The organism is Pseudomonas sp. FFUP_PS_473 (assembly GCF_002858665.1).
GTDB classification, from domain to species: Bacteria; Pseudomonadota; Gammaproteobacteria; order Pseudomonadales; family Pseudomonadaceae; genus Aquipseudomonas; species Aquipseudomonas defluvii.
Window position 1 is genome coordinate 79,442 of sequence record NZ_PJQQ01000010.1, and the last position, 22,207, is coordinate 101,648.

A 22,207-nucleotide genomic window follows, 5' to 3' on the forward strand; every position below is an offset into this window, starting at 1 on the left:
GCGGATTTTGAGGGTTAGGGGAATGAAAAAGACATCTGCACAAGGTTCCGAAGATCCGATTCTGCAGTGGGTGACCTTCCGCCTGGACAACGAGTCCTACGGCATCAATGTGATGCAAGTGCAGGAAGTGCTTCGCTACACCGAGATTGCGCCTGTGCCGGGTGCGCCGAGTTACGTGCTGGGCATCATCAACCTGCGCGGTAACGTCGTCACCGTGATCGATACGCGTCAGCGCTTTGGCCTGGCACCGACCGATGTCAGCGACAACACCCGTATCGTCATCATCGAAGCGGACAAGCAAGTCGTTGGTATTCTGGTCGACAGCGTTGCCGAAGTGGTTTACCTGCGCCAATCGGAAGTTGAAACCGCGCCGAATGTGGGCAACGAGGAATCGGCCAAGTTCATTCAAGGCGTATGCAACAAGAACGGCGAGCTGCTGATTCTGGTTGAGTTGGACAAGATGATGACCGAGGAAGAGTGGTCAGAGCTGGAGAACATCTGATTTGATTTTCGAGGTTGCAGTCATTTTTCTGGCGCTGCTCTGGGCGGTGAGCCTGTGGCTGTTTCTGGGGTATAGCAAGCGCCAGCGTGAGCTGGCCTCGCAACAGGCCCAGGGGGATGCGCTGCGCGATCAGCGCATCAAGGACCTGGCCAAGCGCCTGGACGACTACCAGAATGGCACCGTGCGAATGGGCGAAGCCCTGCATGAGTTGCGTGCGGTCGTGGCACCGTTGCCTGACAAGCTGATGCAGTTGGAGCAGCGTGACCCCAACAGCCTGTCGTTTGCCCAGGCCGAGCGCTTGGTCGGCATGGGTGCCAGCGTTGACGAACTGACCCAGTCCTGCGGCCTGACCCAGGCCGAGGCAGAGCTGATGAGTAAGCTGCACCGCGGCTAAGCACCCAATCAGCTGCATCAAGGCCAAGATAAACCGCCGTTTACCTTCACGGATAAGCGGCGAGTTCCTCCCTTATCCCGACAACCGGCCCTGCGCTACGTGAAGCCTTCGCGGACAAGCGAAGCAGCGAGCATCTGCGAGTGCTTTGCTGGTTAGTGCGCGGAATGTCAGGCGCTGCAAGGCGTCCCTTCAGGAGGCTGAGTGGAGCCATCGCGTAGTGGGGTGCGAGGCATGGATGCCTCGCAAGTGCTGATGGGCCATGGATGGCCCGTCGGCGCGTCCACACGGGAGCGATGGCGTAAGGAAGGAACCCGAAGCGCAGCGTAGGGCCGGATGTCGGGACAGGGCGTTTTGCCCACTTTTGTGCCGTTCAAAAGTGGGTCGCCGTAAAAGGCGAAACCAGCCGGTGGTGCCGCTGCAGGGAATGGATATGTCCGCGAGACAAGTGCCACAAATCACAAACCTGTATCGCCGCTAATGCAAGCAGGCATATCCATTCGCGATGTCGGGCCTGATACCCCGTTCCGCCTTTACGGCGTGTCACTTTTGTCGGGGCAAAAGTGACCAAAACCCCTCGTCCCAACATCCGGCCCTACGCTGCGCTGCGGGTTCTCTCACTCCGGCAGTGCTCCCGCCGGGGCCGTGCTGAAGGGCCTTCCTGGCCCTCAGCCCTTGCCAGGCTCCCTGCCTGGCACCCGACTACGCACTGCCTGCGTTCGACCTCCTGAAGGGACAATTTGGCGGCGCCTGCGAGTTCAGTGCATAAAAAGCAACGCTGAAAAGCCCAAAATCTTCGCAGGCAGGCAAAACAGCGAGCCTCTGCTTGTCGGTGCGCGGAATGTCAGGCGCTGCAGGGCGTCCCTTTGCAGGGAATGGATAAGTTCGCGAGACAAGTGCCAAAAATCCCCCGTTTCCCTTTACAGCGGTGCCTGTAGGCCCAGTGCCTGTGGCGTTACATCCCGTTCCTGCGGTCCCTCATCTACAAAATCCACCGGCACCTTGCCTTTGAGTTGCCAGGCGAAGGCGATGATTTCGGCGATGGTCAAGTACAGCGCTTCGGGTATACGGTCGCCCAGTTCCATCCGTGCCAGCAGTTTCACCAGGTCGGCGTTTTCATAGATGGGCACTTCGTGCTCGCGCGCCAGGGCCAGGATCGCCTCGGCCAGTGCGTCATCGCCTTTGGCCGTGAGGGTGGGCGCTTGTTGGCCGTCGTAGCTCAGGGCAATGGCCTGGCGGGGTGTTTGCTCAGTCATGCGTTTTCATCTACCCAACGTTGTTCCAGGCGTGTACGCGGCCCTTGCGGCGGCGTGCCGTGATGACAGTTCAGCTCGCCGACGCTCAGCCCCCGTGCTAGTAAACGAGTGCGCAGCTCGCTCAGCTGGCTTTCGATCAGGCGCACTGTGCTGGGCAGCTCGGCCCACAGCTGGCTCGACAGGCAGCCCTGGGCAAGCTGCGCCTGCACTTGCAACGGCCCCAGCGGGCTGAGGTCGAACGACAGCTCAATCTTCCAGAGCATTTCCAGAGGGTCGCGCTTTTCACGTTCCGGGTCGGCCTGTTGCTCAGGCGTTTCTTCGCGTTGCAGCTTGACCTGCAAGGGCATGAAGTCCTGGCCAGTGCGCAGCGGAATTTCCAGTTGCCAGGTGGTCTGCAGGGTGCCGTCGGCGGTACTGCCGGTTTGCTCCAGGCTAGCCAGTTGATGGCTTTGCAGTCGAGAGACGGCCGCCGCCGCGAGGCGCAGCACGTGCTCAAGGTCGCCTTCGCCCTCCAGGCTCTGCAGCAGCCGCGAGGGCAGGGGGAAGCTGGAAGGGGTGATCCGTGCACCCACCTGGCCGAGCATGCCCAGTGCGTTGCGCAGCATGCCCGGCATGGCCTGGGACAGGGTGGTCGCTGCGGTGGCGGGGTTGAATGGAGTGCTGGTGGGCAGCCCCGGCAGTATCTGTGCGATCAGGCGTACTACCTGGGCCTTGAGGTCCGGTGCAAGGCCGCTTGGCAGGCCGTTGAGCAACTTGGCTTCCAGAAACAGGCCGCTGTTGTTCATGGCGTGGGCCAGGCCCTTCGCATCGCTGAGCTGGCGTACATCCGGCAGGCTGGCGAGCAGCGTGTCGATACGGGTACGCAATGGGGCAGGTTGTTGATCATCGCTGGCGATCCGCTGCAAGGCCGCCAGCAGGCCTGGTAATGATGCCTGGCGGGTTTGCTGGCTGCTCAGGTGTTGGGCGATTGCCAACTGGTCCTGGCGACCACTCAGCGGCATGAACGACAGCTGTTGTTCACCGCGTACGACGGCGCTGAGCAAGCTGCCCAGCGGCAGCGGGCGCGGGCTGTCCACGGCCAGCGTGGCGCCTGCCTGGACAGTATTGAGCAGGCTCACCAGTGAGCGGAACACGCTGGCCTGGCCGTTGGCCTGGGGCAGGGCCTGGCCGTTGGCCTGGGGCAGGGCCTGGCTGGTCAGTACCTTGCCTTGCAGCAGGGTGCCGACCGGCAACTGGCGGGTGTCGATCTGGGTCAATGTGGTGACAGTACTGGCCTTGGCCTGTTGCACGCCAATAGCCAGGGCCGAGGCGCTGGGCTGGCTGACGGTAAGCTGGGTGCCTTGGGCCAGCGGCTGGCTGCTGTTGGCTTGTACATTGGTTTGCCGCCCGCTGTCCTGGGTCAACTTGATCAATAGCTGGAAGTCTTGACCATTCTGCTTCAGCGAGAGAACTTCGGCGTCTGCCGTTTCGCCGGGGGCCAGCAGGCCCTGCTGAGGCTGCAAAAGCCTTAGCAGTTCGCCGGTCATGGCGGCACCGCGCGCCTGTGGATTGGCCAGTGCCTGCGTGCCGACGCTGTTGATTTCGCCTGTCATCAAGTTACAACCTGTCGAAATAGCCCTCTTTGCAGTAGGACATGGCATGTATAATGCGGCCCGAACTTTCGGGGAGCCTTGAGCTCGCGGTCTGGTGCTCTTTTGAACAGACCAGTCGGCCGCGTCACCGTTCCAGTATAACGGCCGCGCCGGGACCGACTTGAGACAGTCATCCGAACCAATAAGGCAAACCTGTGACCCCTCAACTCGAAGCGGTGGATCTGGCCTGCGAGCGCGACTGGCGAATGCTCTTCGAGCATCTCGATCTGCAGTTGGCCGCCGGCGACATGCTCCAGATCAGCGGCCCCAACGGCAGCGGTAAAACCAGCCTGTTGCGGTTGCTGGCCGGTTTGATGCGCCCGACCAGTGGCCAGATCCTGGTTCAAGGCAAGCCCTTGGCTGAGCAACGCGGCGAACTGGTCCGGCTGCTGCTGTGGATCGGCCATGCGGCGGGGATCAAGGACCTGCTGACGCCAGAGGAGAACCTTGCCTGGTTGTGTGCCTTGCACCGCCCGGCCGGGCGCGAGGCGATCTGGCAGGCACTGGCGGCGGTTGGCCTGCGTGGCTTCGAGGACGTGCCTTGTCATACCCTGTCGGCCGGTCAGCAGCGTCGCGTGGCCCTGGCCCGGTTGTACCTGGACAGCCCGCCGTTGTGGATTCTCGACGAACCGTTCACCGCACTCGACAAGCAGGGGGTGGCCCAGCTCGAAGCGCATCTGGCACACCACTGTGAAACGGGTGGCATGGTGATCCTCACCACGCACCACACGCTGGAGCGCAAACCCTCCGGTTACCGTGAACTGAACCTGGGGCAGTGGGCCGCATGAGTGTATTTGTCCTGTTGCTGAGCCGCGAAGCGCGGCTGCTGTGCCGTCGTCCGGCCGAGCTGGCCAACCCCTTGGTGTTCTTCGCCATCGTCATTGCACTGTTTCCTTTGGCGGTCGGTCCTGAGACACAATTGTTGCAAACCTTGTCACCTGGGTTGGTGTGGGTGGCTGCACTTTTGTCCGTCCTGCTCTCGCTGGACGGGCTTTTTCGCAGTGATTTCGAGGATGGATCACTGGAACAGTGGGTCCTTTCGTCGCACCCCCTGCCTCTTCTGGTATTGGCCAAGGTGCTGGCACACTGGGCCTTTTCCGGCCTGGCACTGGTATTGTTGGCACCGCTGCTGGCCTTGATGCTCGGCTTGCCAAGTGCCAGCCTGCCCGTGCTGCTGGCATCACTTTTGCTCGGCACCCCGGTGTTGAGTCTGTTGGGCGCTGTGGGTGCAGCCCTGACAGTCGGCTTGAAACGTGGTGGCCTGCTACTGGCGCTGCTGATTCTGCCGTTGTATATCCCGGTGTTGATTTTGGGCAGTGGCGCGTTGCAGGCGTCGCTGCAAGCGATGCCGGCGACCGGTTATCTGCTCTGGCTTGGTAGCCTGACCGCCCTGGCAGTAACGTTGGCACCCTTTGCAATAGCGGCTGGCCTGAAGATCAGCGTCGGCGAATAATGAGGTCTGGGCTCGCTGCCCAGCAAAGACCCTGGATGTACCGTGATGAAAAGCAGCGCAATCAGCTGGACGTGGTTTCATAAACTGGGTTCGCCCAAGTGGTTCTATTCCATCAGTGGGCGGATGCTGCCTTGGCTGGCGATCGCCGCCGTGCTGCTGTTGACGGTCGGTGTGGTCTGGGGCCTGGCCTTTGCCCCTCAGGATTACCAACAGGGCAACAGTTTTCGCATCATCTACATCCATGTGCCCGCCGCCATGCTGGCACAGTCCTGCTATGTGATGCTGGCAGTGGCCGGCGTGGTCGGCCTGGTCTGGAAAATGAAGATCGCCGACATTGCATTGCAGTGCGCTGCGCCCATTGGCGCCTGGATGACCGCCGTGGCGCTGGTTACCGGCGCCATCTGGGGTAAGCCGACCTGGGGCAGTTGGTGGGTCTGGGATGCCCGACTGACGTCGATGCTTATCCTCCTGTTTCTGTACTTCGGTCTGATTGCCCTGGGGCAGGCGATCAGCAATCGTGAGAGCGCGGCCAAGGCCTGTGCAGTGCTGGCGATTGTCGGGGTGATCAATATCCCGATCATCAAGTATTCGGTGGAGTGGTGGAACACCCTGCACCAGGGCGCAACCTTTACCTTGACCGAGAAACCGGCGATGCCGGCGGAAATGTGGTTACCGTTGCTGCTCACGGCACTGGGTTTCTACTGCTTCTTCGGCGCGGTACTGCTGATGCGCATGCGCCTTGAAGTACTCAAGCGCGAAGCCCGCAGCAGTTGGGTGAAAAGTGAAGTCATGAATACCCTGGGTCGGGAGTTGGCACGATGAGTTTCACCTCCTTCAGCGATTTTCTCGCCATGGGCCACCACGGCCTGTATGTCTGGTCGGCCTACGGCATTAGCCTGTTAGTGCTGGCGATCAACGTCGCGGCGCCGATCCTGGCCCGTCGCCGTTACCTGCAAGAAGAGGCGCGCCGTCTGCGCCGGGAGAGCAATCAGTGAATCCGCAACGCAAGAAGCGCCTGTTCATCATTCTCGGCCTGCTCGCCGGCCTCGGCGTTGCCGTGGCACTGGCATTGAGTGCCTTGCAGCAGAACATCAACCTGTTCTACACCCCAACCCAGATCGCCAATGGCGAGGCGCCCCTGGACACCCGTATCCGTGCGGGTGGCATGGTTGAAAAAGGTTCCCTGCAACGTTCCGGTGATTCGCTGGACGTGCGTTTCGTGGTCACCGACTTCAACAAGTCCGTGCCCATTACCTACCGCGGCATTCTTCCGGATCTGTTTCGCGAAGGGCAGGGCATTGTCGCACTCGGCAAACTGAATGCCGAAGGTGTGGTAGTGGCGGACGAAGTGCTGGCCAAGCACGATGAAAAGTACATGCCGCCAGAAGTGACCAAAGCCCTGAAGGAAAGCGGTCAGGCTGCGACTGACGCTGGCCAGGCCGGAGGCAAACCATGAACGCCGCTTTGGTAATCCCCGAACTGGGCCAATTGGCCATGATCCTGGCGCTGTGCTTTGCCTGCGTCCAGGCCAGTGTGCCATTGCTGGGTGCCTGGCGCGGTGACAGCCTGTGGATGAGCCTGGCACGGCCTGCGGCCTGGGGCCAGTTCGCATTCCTGGCCTTCGCCTTTGCCTGCCTGACCCACGCCTTCATGACCGATAACTTCTCGGTTGCCTATGTCGCCAGCAACTCCAACAGCGCCCTGCCTTGGTACTTCAAGTTCAGCGCGGTGTGGGGCGCTCACGAAGGGTCGCTGCTGCTCTGGGCGCTGATCCTCGGCGGCTGGACCTTTGCCGTGTCGATCTTCTCCCGGCAGTTGCCACAGGTGATGCTCGCCCGCGTGCTGGCGATCATGGGCATGATCAGCGTGGGCTTCATGTCGTTCCTGATCGTCACCTCCAACCCGTTCCAGCGGCTGTTGCCGCAGGTGCCGACCGATGGTCGTGACCTCAACCCGCTGTTGCAGGATGTGGGCCTGATCGTTCACCCACCCATGCTCTACATGGGCTATGTCGGTTTCTCGGTCGCGTTTGCCTTCGCCATCGCTGCGTTGCTCGGCGGTCGTCTTGATGCGGCCTGGGCGCGCTGGTCGCGGCCCTGGACCATCATCGCCTGGGCCTTTCTCGGCATTGGTATCACCCTGGGCTCCTGGTGGGCCTACTACGAGTTGGGTTGGGGCGGCTGGTGGTTCTGGGACCCGGTAGAGAACGCCTCGTTCATGCCGTGGCTGGTCGGCACTGCCCTGATCCACTCCCTGGCCGTGACTGAAAAACGCGGCGTGTTCAAGAGCTGGACGGTACTGCTGGCCATTGCCGCATTCTCGTTGAGCTTGCTGGGTACCTTCCTGGTTCGCTCGGGCGTGTTGACCTCGGTGCATGCCTTCGCTTCCGACCCGGAGCGCGGTGTGTTCATCCTGATGTTCCTGCTGTGCGTGGTCGGCGGCTCGCTGACCCTGTTCGCGCTGCGTGCGCCAGTCGTCAAGAGCCAGGTTGGCTTTGCCCTTTGGTCGCGTGAAACCCTGCTGCTGGCCAACAACCTGATACTGGTGGTCGCGGCCTCGATGATCCTGCTCGGCACGCTGTATCCGCTGGTGCTCGACGCGTTGACCGGGGCGAAGCTGTCCGTCGGCCCACCGTACTTCGATGCGCTGTTCCTGCCGCTGATGGCCCTGTTGATGGTGGTGTTGGCCATAGGCGTTCTCGTGCGCTGGAAAGACACCCCCGGCAAATGGCTGCTGGGCATGCTCACCCCGGTACTGGTCGGCAGCGCCATTCTGGCGCCGATCGGCGGGCTGATCGTGGATGACTTCGATTGGCCAGTACTGACCACCTTTGCCCTGGCGGCCTGGATCGTGCTTGCCGGCGTGCGTGACCTTCTCGACAAGACGCGCCACAAGGGTGTGTTCAAGGGCATGCGAAGCCTCACCCGCAGCTACTGGGGGATGCACGTCGCTCACTTCGGCCTGGCGGTTTGCGCGCTGGGTGTGGTGCTGTCGAGCAACAACAGTGCCGAGCGCGACCTGCGCCTGGCGCCGGGCGAGTCAGTGGAACTGGCGGGCTACCACTTCATTTTCGAGGGCGCCAAGCATTTCGAGGGGCCGAACTTCACCTCCGACAAGGGCACGGTTCGGGTGGTCAAGGATGGGCGTGAGATCAGCGTCCTGCACCCGGAGAAACGCCTCTACACCGTGCAGCAATCGGTGATGACCGAAGCGGGCATCGATGCCGGCTTCACTCGCGACCTCTATGTTGCTCTCGGCGAACCGCTGGACAACGGCGCCTGGGCTGTACGGGTTCATGTCAAACCGTTCGTGCGCTGGATCTGGCTGGGCGGTCTGCTGACTGGCCTGGGTGGCCTGCTGGCCGCGTTGGATGGGCGTTATCGGGTCAAGGTGAAAAGCCGTGTACGTGAAGTACTGGGCATGTCTGGAGCAACTGCATGAAGCGTTGGATCATGGTGCTGCCGCTGGCGGTGTTTCTGCTGGTGGCGGTCTTCCTCTATCGCGGGTTGTACCTGGACCCGGCTGAACTGCCTTCGGCAATGATCGGCAAGCCGTTCCCGCATTTCTCCCTGCCAGCCGTGGAGGGCGAGAGCACCCTGACCCAGGCCGACCTGCTGGGCAAGCCGGCACTGGTCAACGTCTGGGGTACCTGGTGCGTGTCCTGCCGGGTCGAGCACCCGGTGCTGAACAAGCTGGCCGAACAGGGCGTGCGGATCTACGGGGTCAATTACAAAGACGACAATGCGGCGGCGCTGAAGTGGCTGAAGGACTTCCACAACCCGTATCAGCTCAATATCCGCGATGAGCAGGGCACCCTGGGTCTGGACCTGGGTGTATACGGCGCGCCGGAAACCTTCCTGATCGATGCCAAGGGCATCATCCGTCACAAGTTCGTGGGTGTCGTCGACGAGACTGTCTGGCGCGAGCAACTGGCGCCGTTGTACCAAGGCCTTGTCGACGAGGGCCGGCAATGAAGCGCTGGCTAGCAGCGGCCTTACTGGGCCTGAGCCTGGCCGGCGTGGCCCAGGCGGCAATTGATACCTATCAGTTTGCCGATGATGCTGAACGTGAGCGTTATCGCGACCTGACCAAGGAACTGCGTTGCCCCAAATGCCAGAACCAGGACATCGCAGACTCCAACGCACCCATTGCCGCCGACCTGCGTCGGGAAATTTTCCGGATGCTGGGCGAGGGCAAGAGTAACCAGCAGATCATCGACTTCATGGTTGACCGTTACGGTGATTTCGTCCGTTACAAACCGGCTCTGACTGCGCGTACCTGGTTGCTGTGGTTCGGCCCCGGTGCACTGCTGCTGGGCGGCGTCGTGGTGCTTGCGGTGATCGTGCGCAAGCGCCGCGCCCCGGTTGTGAACGGCACCGCCGACCTTTCTCCCGAGGAGCGTGAGCGCCTCGCCAAACTGTTGGAAAAAGAACAGACCCATGACTGATTTCTGGCTTGCTGCAGGCCTGCTGTTACTGGTAGCCCTGAGCTTTTTGCTGATCCCGGTGCTGCGCGGACGTCGTGCGCAACTGGAAGAAGACCGTACCGCACTGAACGTTGCCCTGTATCAGGAGCGCGTCGCCGAGTTGCAGGCGCAACAGGCTGCCGGTGTACTTAGCGCCGAACAACTGGCGAGTGGGCGTGACGAAGCGGCCCGCGAGCTGCTCGACGATACCGAAAATGCCGAGCCTGCACGGCTGGCTCGCCTTGGCAAACCGCTGCCACTGCTGGCTGCGGTATTGGTGCCATTGATGGCCCTGGGCCTGTACCTGCATTTTGGCGCCAGTGACAAAGTGGCCCTGACCCAGGAATTTGCCCAGGCACCGCAGTCGCTGGAAGAAATGACCGCACGCCTGGAGCGCGCCGTTGCTGCCCAGCCTGATTCGGCCGAGGGCCTGTACTTCCTTGGTCGTGCCTACATGGCGCAAGAGCGTTCCGCCGATGCCGCCAAGACCTTCGAGCGTGCCGTGGGCCTGGCCGGGCGCCAGCCCGAGCTGCTCGGGCAGTGGGCGCAGGCGCTTTACTTTGCCAACGGCAAGCAGTGGACCCCGCAGCTGCAGGGGCTGACCGACGAAGCCCTCAAGGCTGATCCGCAGGAAGTCACCAGCCTTGGGCTCTTGGGTATTGCCGCGTTCGAAGGTCAGCGCTATCAACAGGCCATTGATTACTGGAACCGCCTGTTGGCGCAACTGCCTGCCGGTGATGCCTCCCGTGCGGCGCTGGAAGGCGGCGTGGCACGTGCTGCCGACAGGCTCAAGGCCAGCGGTGTTGAGCCCGTAACAACCCCTGCCGTCAGCGACAAGGCACCGGCGCGGCTCAAGGTACGGGTCGAACTGGCGGCAGCGCTGAAGGACAAGGTTCAGCCAGGTGACAGCGTGTTTATCTTTGCCCGTGCGAGCGAAGGCCCGCCCATGCCGTTGGCAGTGAAGCGGGTGACGGTGGCCCAGTTGCCCATCGAGGTCGAATTGGCGGATAGCGACGCAATGATGCCGAGCATGAAACTGTCGAACTTTCCTGAAGTCCAACTGGTTGCGCGCGTCTCTCGCGCAGGCCAGCCGACCAAGGGTGAGTGGATCGGCCGCAGTTCGCCGCTGGCCAGCAGTACCGAGGCGCAGCAGCACCTGACCATCGACAGCCCGGATCCTTAAGCGAGTAGCCTCATGAACAGCACCGTACGCCTCACCCTGATTACCCTGTTTCTGGGCCTGAGTGCGTGTACGGTGCAGCAGCCTTCGACTTACCCTGAACCGCCCATAGGGCGTCAACCACCAGGGCCGGTGATCAAGCCGACGCCGCGCCCGGGCACAGTGCCGAGCAAGCCAACCGTTACCCCTTCGCAGAAACCGATGCCGCGCACCTCGGCCAGCTTCGCACCGCCACCCGGCGGTGCCAGCCACTGGGACCCGCGCCTCGGGGTTTACGTCCTCGAAGGCCAGACCAACACCTTCTACCGACAGCGCACCTACTACCGCTGGAATAACGGCTGGAGCTGGTCGACCAGCCTCCAGGGGCCTTGGCAGGAAACCGACAGCAGCGGTGTTCCGGGTGGTCTGGGACGGGCCTTTTCCAACTAGTCCGTGCTGGCGCACAATGCGCCCTCGCGGACAGTTCTGGAGCAAGGCATGACAAAGACGGTACTGGTGCTGGTAGAAACGGTCGACGACTACCTGCACCTGCTGCGCAACAACGGTTTCAACCTGATTCTTGCGCAGACGCCAGCGCTACGGCGCGAGGCCATTGCTCGCCATGGCAGTGAAATCGATGTGGTGCTTACGCGCGGGCCGCTGGGCCTGCATGCCGATGAAATGGCGGCATTGCCACACCTGAAAATCATCTGCGTGATTGGTGCCGGCTATGAGCAGGTTGACCTTGCGGCAGCGGCAGGACGCGGCATCACCGTCACCAATGGGGCGGGCGCCAATGCATCGACGGTGGCTGACCATGCCATGGCCCTGCTGTGTGCGGTGGTTCGTGATATCCCCCGTGCCGATGCTTCAACCCGTCGTGGCGAGTGGAACCGGGTAATCAGCCCATCGCTGGCCGGCAAGCGTCTGGGCATTCTCGGCTTGGGGGCAATTGGCCAGGCCATCGCCAAGCGTGGCGCTCTTGGTTTCGACATGCAGGTCAGTTATCACAGCCGCCAGCCACGTAGCGGCCTGTCCTACACCTATTGCGACAGTGTGCTGGCGTTGGCACAGGCCTCGGATTTTCTGGTGGTTGCCACGCCGGGTGGTGCCAGTACCCGGCACCTGATCGACGCCACGGTGCTGGAGGCATTGGGTGAAGCGGGCTTCCTGGTGAACATCGCCCGCGCCAGCGTGGTCTGTACCGCCGACCTGGTCGATGCGTTGCAGCGAAAGCGTATCGCCGGTGCTGCGCTGGACGTTTTCGATGAAGAACCTGCGGTACCTGAAGCGCTCAAGGCACTGCCGAATGTGGTGTTGACCCCGCACGTTGCCGGGCAGTCGCCGGAAGCGGCGGGTGACACGGTGCGTCTGGTGCTGCAGAACCTGCAGGCGTTCTTTTCCGGTAAGCCTGTTCTGACCCCGGTCACCGCCTGATACGCACCACGCAGTAACACGCGGGCGTGGTCAACCGTTCGCCATCAGCCAGTCAGCAAAGACCTTCGCCGCAGGCGAAGGCATCACCTGTTTGTCGTGCACCAGGTAGTCAGCCTGCCCGGTATGCACGACAAAGTCCGAAACCGCGCGGATCTGCCCACTGTCGATCCGCTCGCGCGCCATGAACTCCCAGCCCAATCCCACACCCATGCCCTGCATCACTGCATCGAACACCAGATTGACCTGGTTGAATGTCACCGCGTCGGCCGGTGCTTTGTAGCGCACGCCCTGATGGTTGAACCAGTCGTGCCAGTCCAGGCAGTTCCAGGCTGAGGCGTCCAGTTGAATCAGGGGCAAGGCCTGCAGCTCACTGAGTGAGTGCACCGCTGGCAGTGGGCGTTGGGCACTGACAATCGGATAGATGCATTCGTCAAACAGCTTGTTGGCCTGCAGCGAGCGCCAGCGGCCATGACCGTAGAGGATGCCGAAGTCGTAGTCGGCGATCACGCTCTCGCTGATCTCGTTGCTGGCGTGAATGTTCACCGTCAGTTCGGGGTGTTGTTCGTTGAAGCGCAACAGGCGCGGGAACAGCCAGTACTGCGCCACAGCGTGTGTACAGATAACGCTGACATTGCGGCTGCCATGACCGCTCTTGAGCCGCAGCACATTAGCCAGCAGGCTCTCCAGCAGGGGTTCGACGATGGCATTGAAGGCGGTACCGGCCTGGGTCAGGGCAATACCGCGTGCGCGCCGCTCGAACAACGGCGCCGACAAGTGATCCTCCAGCACCTTTATTTGCTTGCTGACTGCGCTTTGCGTCAGGCATAGCTCGCTGGCAGCGCGGGTAAAGCTGCCAGTGCGGGCGACCGCTTCAAAGGCAATCAAGGTGTCGAGAGGCGGCAAGTGTCGGTTGAAGCGGCTCATGTTCCAGGCCTGCGTTTACGGAATGCCCTGATCATAAGATCGAAGGCTGACGGGGGAAAGGTATTCCATATGGGAATGGCTGCATGCCGAATGATCTTTTGTCGAGGGGCGTGTGAGCGGCTAGCCTGCCCGCATCAATCCATCAAGAGGTGTGTGCGGTGAAACGGGGTGTGGCCTATGCCGGCGTGGCCGGAGCGATGTGGGGAATGGTACTGATGGTGCCGCAGTTGTTGCCGGAGTTCAGCCCGGTGCTGCTCAGCTGCGCACGCTTCGTACTGTTCGGGGTGATTTCGCTGGTGCTTGCCATTCCCCTGCGTCAGGCCTTGCGCAAATTGACCCTGAGCGACCTGTGGATGCTCACGCGGCTATCAGTGATCGGCAACCTGATCTACTTCATTTGCCTGGTGGCCGCGATTCAGCGCCTGGGCGTGGCGCCAGCTTCGCTGATTGTCGGGGTACTGCCCTTGACCATCACCCTGTACGGTCGCCATGACAGCGGCGCAATTGCCTTGTCGCGGCTGGCCGGCCCATTAGGTTTGATCCTCGCCGGCATGCTCTGTATCAACCTGCAAACCTTCGCCGTAGAGCCGGGCGCCATGGCTGACAAGTTTATCGGTGTGCTGTACGCCTTGGGTGCGCTGCTGAGCTGGACCTGGTACGCCGTCCACAACAGCCGCTACCTGAAGCAGTCCGGGCATTTCGACAGCCACCAGTGGTCGGTGTTCTGTGGTGTGGCCACGGGCCTGTTCAGCTTGCTGCTGGTCGCTGCGATCTGGCTGTGGCAACCGGCTCAGTTGCACGTCGAGGCGCCGGCTGGCCGCTGGAGCCTGTTCTGGCTTTACAGCCTGGGCAGCGCCTTGTTTGGCTCGTGGTTGGCCGCCTTGCTGTGGAACGCCGCGTCCAAGCGGATGCCGTTGACCATGAGTGGCCAGTTGATCGTATTCGAAACGCTGTTTGCCCTGCTGTATGCCTTCATCTGGCGGCACAGCGGCCCGAGCGTGCTGGAAGCCGCCGCGATTGTGCTGGTGATTGGCGGCGTGTGCTGGTCGATGCGTCAGCATGAACCCCAGCGGGCGGTAAGCGTTGCCTGAACTGAGGGTGTTGCCGGCTTACAGATTGCCGAGATCGGCTGGGACAATGGGGGATGGTGGCACTCGTGCAGAGCGTGGATTTCCTGCGTGGGCTTTGTTTTTCAGTGCGCGAAGTAGCAAGTGCTGATGGGCCATGGATGGCCCGTCGGCGCGTCTACACGGGAGCGATGGCGTAAGGAAGGAACCCGAAGCGCAGCGTAGGGCCGGATGTCGGGACAGGGCGTTTTGCCCACTTTTGTGCCGTTCAAAAGTGGGTCGCCGTATAGAGGCGAAACCAACCGGTGGTGCCACTTCAGGGAATGGATAAGTTCGCGAGACAGGTGCCACAAATTACAAACCTGTATCGCCGCTGGTTTTTGTCGGTGCTTGCCAAACGTGCGCATTCCTGAGAAAAGGCTGCGGCAATAGCGTACGTACGTTTCAACGAGGACAAGCATGAGCAGCGAACTGCAAATTACCGATATCCAGGTGGGCGAAGGCAAGGCCGTGGTAAAGGGGGCCTTGATCACCACCCAGTACCGCGGCTTTCTCGAAGACGGCACACCGTTCGATTCTTCCTATGAGCGGGGCAAGCCGTTCCAGTGTGTCATCGGCACCGGGCGCGTGATCAAGGGCTGGGACCAGGGCCTGATGGGCATGAAGGTTGGCGGCAAGCGCAAGCTGTTCGTGCCATCTCACCTGGCCTATGGCGCACGCAAGATGGGCCCGGTGATCAAGCCTCACTCGAACCTGGTCTTCGAGATCGAATTGCTGGAAGTACTGACCCGCGACGATTGACCGCGGGCCCAGGCTGGCACGGCCATTACCCACCCGGCTGTGCCAGTGCGTGCCCACTCTACCAGCCATCTGTTTTTAGGTTTCTTGCCCCTCCTTTGAGCTGATTTTTTGTCTGTCTGTAGGACAAGATTGGTAGCATAGTGCTATCGACTTGGTCTCGTTGCTCGCGTCTTCGGACACTGGGTTCTTGCTCGGTCGACGTGTTAATGGACGATTGGCGGCAATGAGTGCAATGACCCTAGATAATTCAGATGTGATGTACAGGTTGCTGGTGCAGGGTGTGGTCGATTATGCGATCTACATGCTAAGCCCAGAGGGTACCGTGGCGAACTGGAACGCCGGTGCCGAACGCGCCAAGGGGTATCGGCAAGAGGAAATAGTCGGTCGGAATTTCGCGTGCTTTTACTCCCCGGAGGAACAGGCCGCAGGTGTGCCTCAGCGAGGGCTTGAGATCGCACGTCGTACGGGCCGCTTCGAGGCCCAGGGTTGGCGTTTTCGCAAAGACGGAAGCGCGTTCTGGGCGAACGTGGTCATCGACGCCATTTACGATGAACAGGGCGCGTTCATCGGCTTCGCCAAGGTCACCCGTGATATCACGGAGTTGCGTAACCGAGAGCAGCAACTGCTCGAGGCCAAGGAGCTGGCTGAACGTTACAGTGAACAGATGGCATCAATGTCGATGTTCCTGGATACGGTGATTGCCAATATCCCCTCCAGCGTTGTGGTTCAAGATGCCGTGACGCGGCAGATCCTGTTGGCCAACCGACAGGCTGAAACACTGTTCGATTGCCCGCACGCGGACATGGTCGGTAAACGCAGTGAGGAATGCCTGGCCCCGCAGATAAGCGAATATTTTGAGCAGCTAGCGGACATAGCCCTGCTTACCGAGGTTGCACACCGTTCTGAGGACCAGCTTGAGACACCGCGAGGTACTCGCACGCTGCGCTCACGAGCACTGAGCATTCATGGCCATGAGTCAGGCAAGCGCTACTTGATGTTGATTGCCGATGACATTACCGAAGAGAACGCGGCCAATGAAAAGATTCGCTTTCTGGCGCATCACGACATCCTGACGGGCTTGCCCAACCGCGTGCAACTGCGCCAGCGGCTGCACGACGCGTTGCTCCTCGATAACCTGATGTCATGTGTGACAGCAACCCTTTGTCTGGACCTGGACAACTTCAAGAACGTCAATGATGCCCTCGGGCATCAATACGGCGATGAACTGCTGCGCCAGCTTGCCGAGCGATTGCGCAAGGTGTTGCGCGGCCACGACACCCTGGCCCGTCTGGGTGGGGATGAGTTTGCGGTAATTCTTCCGGGCCTTTCAAAACCTGCTGATGCAGCGGAAGCGGCTCAACGGCTGATCGAGGCGGTAGAGCCGGAGTTCCTGATCGATGGGCATCGCGTATCGGTGGGGATCAGTGTGGGGATCGCCTTGGCTCCGGGTGATCACACCACCCCGGAAAAGCTGCTGCGTTATGCCGACATGGCGTTGTATGAAGCCAAGCGCAATGGGCGTAACTGCCATGCGTTTTTCCGGTTGGATATGGATGAGGCGGCGCGTAACCGGCGCACCATCGAACTGGAACTGCGCGATGCGATTGCCAACGAACAGTTGCAGTTGTACTACCAGCCGATCACGGATCAGGACCACACTGAGGTGGTGGGATACGAAGCGTTGATGCGTTGGCGTCATCCTGTCAACGGTCTGGTCGGGCCCCTGGATTTCATACCGATCGCCGAAGAGTCCGGCCTGATTCACGAAGTGGGAGCATTGGCGCTGAAGGAGGCATGTCGTGAAGCCGCCAGTTGGCCGGGCCAGCAGACGGTGGCGGTAAACCTGTCACCCATGCAGTTCAGAAACAGCCAGTTCGTCGCGCTGGTTGAACATGCGCTGAAGAGCTCGGGCCTTGAACCTCATCGGCTGGAACTGGAAATCACCGAATCCGTGTTGTTGGAAAATTCGCTGGGCAACATTGAAGCCCTGCGGCAGATCAAAGCCTTGGGCGTACGTATTGCCCTGGATGATTTTGGTACGGGTTATTCGTCATTGGGCTATCTGCGCTCGTTCCCGTTTGACAGAATCAAGATCGACAAAACCTTTACTCAGGATATGGAGCGCAGCCGTGAGGCGCTGGCCATTGTCAGTGCAATCACCGGTATTGGCAGAAGCCTCGACATCCAGACCACCGCTGAAGGTGTCGAAACCCGTACCCAGTTCAAGGGCCTCGTAGAGCAAGGCTGTTCTCACTTCCAGGGTTATCTGTTTGGCCGGCCTGAGCCTGCCGAACGGCGCCTGGAGAGCATTTCCTCACTGATCTGACGCAATGGAGACGTATCGCATGGATGCTGTTGTACAGCAGGAACCTACCGGATGCGGCATTGCCGCCTGTGCCGCCCTGGCACAGATTGATTATGGTCAGGCGCGGCAGGTGGCCAATGCGCTGGGTATCTTTGCCGAGGACCGCGCGCTGTGGTCGGACACTCACTATGTTCGCCGTCTGCTCGGCGAACTGGGTATCGTTGCGGCCCCTGAGCAGCACCCCTTTGACGGGTGGGAGGCGTTGCCCGACCGCGCCCTGTTGGCGATCAAGTGGCGGCTGGTGGCTGGCCGGCCTTTTTGGCATTGGGTTGTCTTCGTGCGCGATGCAGAGGGCTGTTTTGTGCTGGACTCAAAAAAAGCCCTCAAGCACAACCGGCGCCAGGATTTCGGGCGCATGAAGCCCAAGTGGTACATCGCCGTGCCACGTTGAGGTTGATGGCCCTTTGCCTGTTCTGTGACCGTTAGTGTGTCAGGAATGTCGAATAGGGGAATTGTTTCCCTTGTTGGCGATCTCGCCAGGTTAGTCGGGCGTGAAACAACACCCTGAGCGGCATTACGGGCAGTTGCCAAGAGGGCAGCGTACGGCCGAGGCAGGGTTTCAGGGTCGTTTTGCATCAGTTAAAGGATGAGTGTTGATGCTTTCGATTTACCACCTCAAACCGCGCTTCCAGCGCGTACTGCGTCCGTTCGTCACCCGCTTGCAGCAGCGCGGCGTGACGGCCAATCAGGTCACTGTGACGGCGGCAGTTGTTTCCTTGCTCATTGGGTTGCTGGTGGCACTGTTTGCCAGCCGGGCCTGGCTGTTTGCCCTGATACCGGTGTGGATGTTCCTGCGCATGGCCCTCAATGCCGTGGATGGCATGCTGGCCCGTGAGTTCGGTCAGCAGTCCAGGCTGGGGGCTTACCTCAATGAGCTGTGCGATGTGATCGCCGACAGTGCCTTGTACCTGCCGTTTGCCCTGCTGGTTGGGGTGTCGCCATTGCTGGTGGTGTTGGTGGTGGTGTTGGCCGTGATCAGTGAATACGCCGGGGTACTGGGCCTGATGGTCGGGGCTGAGCGCCGTTACGACGGGCCGATGGGCAAGAGTGACCGTGCGTTTGTTTTTGGCGTGCTGGGCGCAGGTGTCGCCAGCGGCCTGTTGAGCAGCGTCTGGATCAACGGCCTGTTGGCCCTGGTATTGGCCCTGCTCGTGTACACCATCGTCAACCGTGTCCGCCAGGGGCTGGCACATCCTTGCACCTCCATCAATCCAACGGAATGAATCAATTGATGCGCGAAGCCCTGCAGCAGTCCTTCAGTACCCATGACAACGTCAGCCTGTTTTACCGCCACTGGCCGGCGGTTCAGCGCGATGAGGCCACGCCTCGCCGAGCGCTGGTGCTGTTCCACCGAGGGCATGAACACGGTGGCCGGATGGCTCACCTGGCCGATGAGCTGGACCTGCCGGACTTCGATGTGTTTGCCTGGGATGCACGTGGTCATGGCGAGTCGCCAGGTGCGCGAGGCGACAGCCCTGGCTTTGCCACCAGCGTGCGCGATGTACAGACCTTCATCGAGCATATCCGTGACCAGTACGGTATTGCGGTTGACCACATGGCGGTGGTTGCGCAAAGCGTCGGTGCGGTATTGATCGCGACCTGGGTTCACGACTATGCGCCGCCAATACGTGCACTGGTTCTGGCTTCGCCGGCCTTCAAGGTCAAGCTGTATGTACCGTTTGCCCGTACGGGCCTGAAGCTGATGCGCGCCTGGCGCGGCAACTTCTTCGTCAACAGCTACGTCAAGGCCAAGTTCCTCAGCCATGACCCGCAACGCATTGCCTCTTACGAGAGCGATCCCCTGATTACCCGACCGATTTCGGTCAACATGCTGCTGGGGCTGTATGACGCCGCCGAGCGGGTGGTGGCTGATGCGCAGTCGATCCAGACACCGACCCAACTGCTGATCTCCGGTGCCGACTTTGTCGTGCACCGCAAACCGCAGGAGCAGTTCTTCGACCGGCTGGGCAGTGTGTGCAAGGAAAAACACATCCTGCCAGGCTTTTTCCACGACACCCTGGGTGAGCGTGAGCGCGCACAGGCTACCCAGCGTATGCGCCGTTTCATTTTGCGCAACTTCGCCGAGCCTATCGTCAGGCCGTCATTGCTCGACGCCGACCAGATCGGCTGGAGCTGCGCCGAGTCCGAAGCCCTGGCTGCCCCCCTGCCGCTGAACTCGCCGCGTGAACTGTATTGGCGGGCGACTCGTGCCGGGCTGAAACTCGGCGCTACCCTCAGTGCCGGTGTCAAGCTGGGTTTCGACACCGGTTTCGATTCGGGCAGTACCCTGGACTACGTCTACCGTAACCAGCCCACCGGCAACTCGCCGCTGGGCCGCCTGATCGACCGCAACTACCTGAACGCTATTGGCTGGCGCGGTATCCGCCAGCGCAAGGTGCACGTCGAGGAGCTGTTGCGCCAGGCGATGGCATCGTTGCGTGAACAGCAGCGCCCCGTGCATATCGTCGACATTGCTGCCGGGCATGGTCGCTATATCCTCGAATCGTTGGAGCAGGGCGCGCAACGGCCTGAGTCGATCCTGCTGCGCGACTACAGCGACCTGAACGTACGTGATGGTTCGGCCCTGATCGAGCAGAAAGGGCTGGGTGATATCGCCCGCTTCGTCAAAGGCGATGCCTTCGACCGTGAGGACCTAGCCGCGCTGGAACCCAAGACCCTGGCCGTGGTTTCCGGGCTCTATGAGCTGTTCGCCAGCAATGCCATGGTGAGTGATTCGCTGGACGGTCTGGCCGCTGCAGTGGAAGAGGGGGGTTACCTGGTGTACACCGGGCAGCCTTGGCACCCGCAACTGGAATTCATTGCCCGCGCCTTGACCAGCCACCGTGAAGGGCAGGCCTGGGTGATGCGTCGGCGCAGCCAGGTTGAAATGGACCAATTGGTTGAGCGTGCCGGTTTCCGCAAGGTGACCCAGCGTGTGGACGAGTGGGGTATCTTCACCGTGTCTCTGGCTCAACGGGTGTCGTGATGGCGCCTGTTGAGGCAAGGGAGGCCGGGCTTTGGAAGCGCGGTGTGCTCTGGCTGTTACTGCTCGGGCCACTGTTTTTCGCCAGTTACGGCTTCGCCAACCGGTTTACCGGCCAGCGTGATGATGTTGGTAGCCTGGTCTTTGCCTGGGAACAACACCTGCCGTTATGGCCCTGGACAATCGTGCCTTACTGGTCGATTGACCTGCTGTACGGTTTGTCATTCCTGCTACCGGCCAGTCGCCGCGAAATGGACCGGCATGGTCTGCGGCTGCTCAGTGCGCAGGTGATCTGCATTGCCTGTTTTCTTCTCTGGCCCCTGCGTTTCACCTTCGAGCGCCCGCCACTGGAAGGGACGTTCGGGCTGATGTTCGACCTGCTGATGGGCTTCGATAAACCCTTCAATCAGGCGCCTTCGCTGCACATCACCTTACTGGTCGTGCTCTGGGCCTGCTTTGCCCGGTATGCCCGTGGCGTCTGGCGCGTTCTGTTGCACGGTTGGTTCGTGCTGATTGGTCTGTCGGTCCTGACCACCTGGCAGCACCATTTCATTGATGTGCCGACCGGTGTGGCCGGGGGCTTGTTCTGCCTGTGGCTCTGGCCCAGCGAGGGGCAAAGCCCCTTGCGTACGCTGCAGCGGGCGACCGACCCGAAACGCCGGCTGTTGGCTGTGCGCTACGGTCTGGGCAGCGCGGTGCTGGTGGCGCTGGCCTTGACCCTGAAAGGCAGCGCACTGTGGCTACTGTGGCCGGCGCTGTCGTTGCTGTTGGTGGCGCTGAACTACGGCCTGTTCGGTGCCGAAGGCTTTCAGAAGCGTGCGGACGGGCGCCTGTCAGCCGCTGCGCAAGGGTTACTGGCGCCTTACCTGCTGGCTGCCTGGGTCAACTCCCGGGTATGGACGCGGCAGCACCCACATCCCGTTCAGGTCGCTGACAACGTCTGGCTTGGGCGAATTCCAGCCGCCGGGCAGGCCCAACCGTTTGCCGCGATCGTAGACCTGTGTGCGGAATTGCCGGTCGACAGCCGTGGCAAGGCCTATCGCAGCTTCCCGGTGCTCGACCTGACGGCGCCAAGCGCAGCCCGCTGCGAGGCGGCGGCGCAGGCCATCGAGGCCTTGCGCCAACAGGGGCCGGTACTGGTGTGCTGTGCGCTGGGTTACTCGCGTAGCGCAACGGCGGTGGCGGCCTGGTTGTTGTACACCCGCCGTTGCCGCGACATCGACAGCGCCCTGGCCTGTGTGCGCAAGGCTCGACCGCAGGTGGTGCTGGCCCAGGCTCAGCGCCAGGCCCTTATGCCTCTTGCAACGGTGGTGTCCGATGGCTACTGAGATGCACCTGAAACTGGTCGTCAACCTGCTGCGCCGGGGGCGTGACCTGGACCGGTTTTCCACGGTGCTGACAGGGGTAGCGCTGCTTGTCGGGTTGGCGCCGTTGTTTGGGGTTGCACCTTCGTTGTTTGCTGCGCTGCTGGCCTCAGCCTTGCTGTTCTGTGGGGTGGTACAAAAATACTTCGCCCTGCGGGTTGCCTTGGATGCCGACCTGTTCACCTGCCTGGCACAGCCGCCACAGGCCTTTGACCTGAAGGCCGAGGCCCTTGATAGCGCATTGCACGAGCTGGGCTTGCAGCCTGTGGCAACGGATTGCAGAAGCCTGTTTGAACGTAGCCGGGGCGCATTGCGCTTGCTTCGGTTCCAGGCGTTCTGGGTGTGTGCGCAATGCCTGATCGTGCTCCTGGCGTGCCTGTGCATGCCGTGGTTTTCCCTCATCGCGTAA

At 61.4% G+C, this 22,207-nt stretch carries 24 protein-coding genes; 21 read left to right on the plus strand and 3 right to left on the minus strand.

The window, feature by feature from the left end:
• The first annotated feature begins 22 nt into the window (after nucleotides 1-22).
• Together CYD26_RS09120 and CYD26_RS09125 are read left to right on the plus strand one after the other, a co-directional pair.
• On the plus strand, nucleotides 23-502 hold the full coding sequence (locus CYD26_RS09120; RefSeq protein ID WP_065760015.1) for a chemotaxis protein CheW: 480 nt from the start codon (nucleotides 23-25) through the stop codon (nucleotides 500-502).
• A gap of 1 nt (nucleotide 503) precedes the next feature.
• Nucleotides 504-896, plus strand: coding sequence for a DUF2802 domain-containing protein (locus CYD26_RS09125; protein ID WP_065760016.1), 393 nt, complete (start codon nucleotides 504-506; stop codon nucleotides 894-896).
• 917 nt (nucleotides 897-1,813) lie between these two features.
• On the opposite strand, the gene CYD26_RS09130 is transcribed toward CYD26_RS09125, so the two are convergent.
• Together CYD26_RS09130 and CYD26_RS09135 are read right to left on the minus strand one after the other, a co-directional pair.
• Nucleotides 1,814-2,149 (minus strand): EscU/YscU/HrcU family type III secretion system export apparatus switch protein, encoded by a 336-nt coding sequence (locus CYD26_RS09130; RefSeq protein ID WP_065759852.1) that lies wholly within the window; start codon nucleotides 2,147-2,149, stop codon nucleotides 1,814-1,816.
• Nucleotides 2,146-3,741, minus strand: a complete 1,596-nt coding sequence (locus CYD26_RS09135; RefSeq protein ID WP_102052419.1) for a flagellar hook-length control protein FliK — start codon at nucleotides 3,739-3,741, stop codon at nucleotides 2,146-2,148. Before CYD26_RS09135 ends, CYD26_RS09130 begins: the two co-directional genes overlap by 4 nt.
• Before the next feature lie 194 nt (nucleotides 3,742-3,935).
• On the opposite strand from CYD26_RS09135, the gene ccmA reads away from it, so the two are divergent.
• Genes ccmA through CYD26_RS09190 form a run of 11 tightly spaced genes read left to right on the plus strand, consistent with a single transcriptional unit; the run spans nucleotide 3,936 to nucleotide 12,294 of the window.
• The gene (gene ccmA, locus CYD26_RS09140; protein ID WP_102052420.1) at nucleotides 3,936-4,568 is read left to right on the plus strand and encodes a cytochrome c biogenesis heme-transporting ATPase CcmA; all 633 of its coding nucleotides are present in this window, start codon (nucleotides 3,936-3,938) and stop codon (nucleotides 4,566-4,568) included.
• Nucleotides 4,565-5,233 carry a heme exporter protein CcmB gene (gene ccmB / locus CYD26_RS09145; RefSeq protein ID WP_065759853.1) on the plus strand — a complete coding sequence of 223 codons (669 nt, stop codon included), beginning with the start codon at nucleotides 4,565-4,567 and terminating at the stop codon, nucleotides 5,231-5,233. The genes ccmA and ccmB overlap by 4 nt, the downstream gene beginning before the upstream one ends.
• 45 nt (nucleotides 5,234-5,278) lie before the next feature.
• A complete protein-coding gene (locus tag CYD26_RS09150; protein WP_065759849.1) occupies nucleotides 5,279-6,055 on the plus strand; it encodes a heme ABC transporter permease in 777 nt (258 codons plus the stop codon).
• Nucleotides 6,052-6,228 carry a heme exporter protein CcmD gene (gene ccmD / locus CYD26_RS09155; RefSeq protein WP_102052421.1) on the plus strand — a complete coding sequence of 59 codons (177 nt, stop codon included), beginning with the start codon at nucleotides 6,052-6,054 and terminating at the stop codon, nucleotides 6,226-6,228. The genes CYD26_RS09150 and ccmD overlap by 4 nt, the downstream gene beginning before the upstream one ends.
• The gene (gene ccmE, locus CYD26_RS09160) at nucleotides 6,225-6,689 is read left to right on the plus strand and encodes a cytochrome c maturation protein CcmE (RefSeq protein WP_065759847.1); all 465 of its coding nucleotides are present in this window, start codon (nucleotides 6,225-6,227) and stop codon (nucleotides 6,687-6,689) included. Before ccmD ends, ccmE begins: the two co-directional genes overlap by 4 nt.
• Nucleotides 6,686-8,674, plus strand: coding sequence for a heme lyase CcmF/NrfE family subunit (locus CYD26_RS09165; RefSeq protein WP_065759846.1), 1,989 nt, complete (start codon nucleotides 6,686-6,688; stop codon nucleotides 8,672-8,674). Before ccmE ends, CYD26_RS09165 begins: the two co-directional genes overlap by 4 nt.
• Nucleotides 8,671-9,207 (plus strand): DsbE family thiol:disulfide interchange protein, encoded by a 537-nt coding sequence (locus tag CYD26_RS09170; RefSeq protein WP_065759845.1) that lies wholly within the window; start codon nucleotides 8,671-8,673, stop codon nucleotides 9,205-9,207. The genes CYD26_RS09165 and CYD26_RS09170 overlap by 4 nt, the downstream gene beginning before the upstream one ends.
• Nucleotides 9,204-9,680, plus strand: a complete 477-nt coding sequence (locus tag CYD26_RS09175; RefSeq protein WP_065759844.1) for a cytochrome c-type biogenesis protein — start codon at nucleotides 9,204-9,206, stop codon at nucleotides 9,678-9,680. The genes CYD26_RS09170 and CYD26_RS09175 overlap by 4 nt, the downstream gene beginning before the upstream one ends.
• Entirely contained in the window at nucleotides 9,673-10,881 is a 1,209-nt protein-coding gene (gene ccmI, locus CYD26_RS09180; protein ID WP_065759843.1) for a c-type cytochrome biogenesis protein CcmI, read from the plus strand. The genes CYD26_RS09175 and ccmI overlap by 8 nt, the downstream gene beginning before the upstream one ends.
• A gap of 12 nt (nucleotides 10,882-10,893) precedes the next feature.
• Nucleotides 10,894-11,307, plus strand: coding sequence for a hypothetical protein (locus CYD26_RS09185; protein ID WP_065759842.1), 414 nt, complete (start codon nucleotides 10,894-10,896; stop codon nucleotides 11,305-11,307).
• A gap of 48 nt (nucleotides 11,308-11,355) precedes the next feature.
• Nucleotides 11,356-12,294: a 2-hydroxyacid dehydrogenase gene (locus CYD26_RS09190; RefSeq protein WP_099773940.1), complete on the plus strand. Its 939-nt coding sequence runs from the start codon at nucleotides 11,356-11,358 to the stop codon at nucleotides 12,292-12,294.
• A gap of 30 nt (nucleotides 12,295-12,324) precedes the next feature.
• Here the strand turns inward: CYD26_RS09190 and CYD26_RS09195 are convergent, their stop codons facing one another.
• Nucleotides 12,325-13,218, minus strand: coding sequence for a LysR substrate-binding domain-containing protein (locus CYD26_RS09195; protein ID WP_099773941.1), 894 nt, complete (start codon nucleotides 13,216-13,218; stop codon nucleotides 12,325-12,327).
• A 158-nt stretch (nucleotides 13,219-13,376) separates the two neighbouring features.
• On the opposite strand from CYD26_RS09195, the gene CYD26_RS09200 reads away from it, so the two are divergent.
• The 8 genes from CYD26_RS09200 (at nucleotide 13,377) to CYD26_RS09235 (ending at nucleotide 22,207) form a co-directional block, all read left to right on the plus strand.
• A complete protein-coding gene (locus CYD26_RS09200) occupies nucleotides 13,377-14,309 on the plus strand; it encodes a DMT family transporter (protein ID WP_065759839.1) in 933 nt (310 codons plus the stop codon).
• 435 nt (nucleotides 14,310-14,744) lie between these two features.
• Nucleotides 14,745-15,086 (plus strand): FKBP-type peptidyl-prolyl cis-trans isomerase, encoded by a 342-nt coding sequence (locus CYD26_RS09205; protein ID WP_065759838.1) that lies wholly within the window; start codon nucleotides 14,745-14,747, stop codon nucleotides 15,084-15,086.
• Nucleotides 15,087-15,318: 232 nt separating this feature from the next.
• A complete protein-coding gene (locus CYD26_RS09210; RefSeq protein WP_102052422.1) occupies nucleotides 15,319-17,412 on the plus strand; it encodes a bifunctional diguanylate cyclase/phosphodiesterase in 2,094 nt (697 codons plus the stop codon).
• Nucleotides 17,413-17,431: 19 nt separating this feature from the next.
• Complete coding sequence (locus CYD26_RS09215; protein ID WP_102052423.1) at nucleotides 17,432-17,842, plus strand: hypothetical protein; 411 nt, start codon at nucleotides 17,432-17,434, stop codon at nucleotides 17,840-17,842.
• Nucleotides 17,843-18,047: 205 nt separating this feature from the next.
• Nucleotides 18,048-18,674: a CDP-alcohol phosphatidyltransferase family protein gene (locus CYD26_RS09220; RefSeq protein ID WP_102052424.1), complete on the plus strand. Its 627-nt coding sequence runs from the start codon at nucleotides 18,048-18,050 to the stop codon at nucleotides 18,672-18,674.
• Nucleotides 18,675-18,682: 8 nt separating this feature from the next.
• Entirely contained in the window at nucleotides 18,683-20,437 is a 1,755-nt protein-coding gene (locus CYD26_RS09225) for a bifunctional alpha/beta hydrolase/class I SAM-dependent methyltransferase (protein ID WP_102052425.1), read from the plus strand.
• Complete coding sequence (locus CYD26_RS09230) at nucleotides 20,437-21,762, plus strand: phosphatase PAP2/dual specificity phosphatase family protein (protein WP_102052426.1); 1,326 nt, start codon at nucleotides 20,437-20,439, stop codon at nucleotides 21,760-21,762. Before CYD26_RS09225 ends, CYD26_RS09230 begins: the two co-directional genes overlap by 1 nt.
• Nucleotides 21,752-22,207, plus strand: coding sequence for a hypothetical protein (locus CYD26_RS09235; RefSeq protein WP_102052427.1), 456 nt, complete (start codon nucleotides 21,752-21,754; stop codon nucleotides 22,205-22,207). Before CYD26_RS09230 ends, CYD26_RS09235 begins: the two co-directional genes overlap by 11 nt.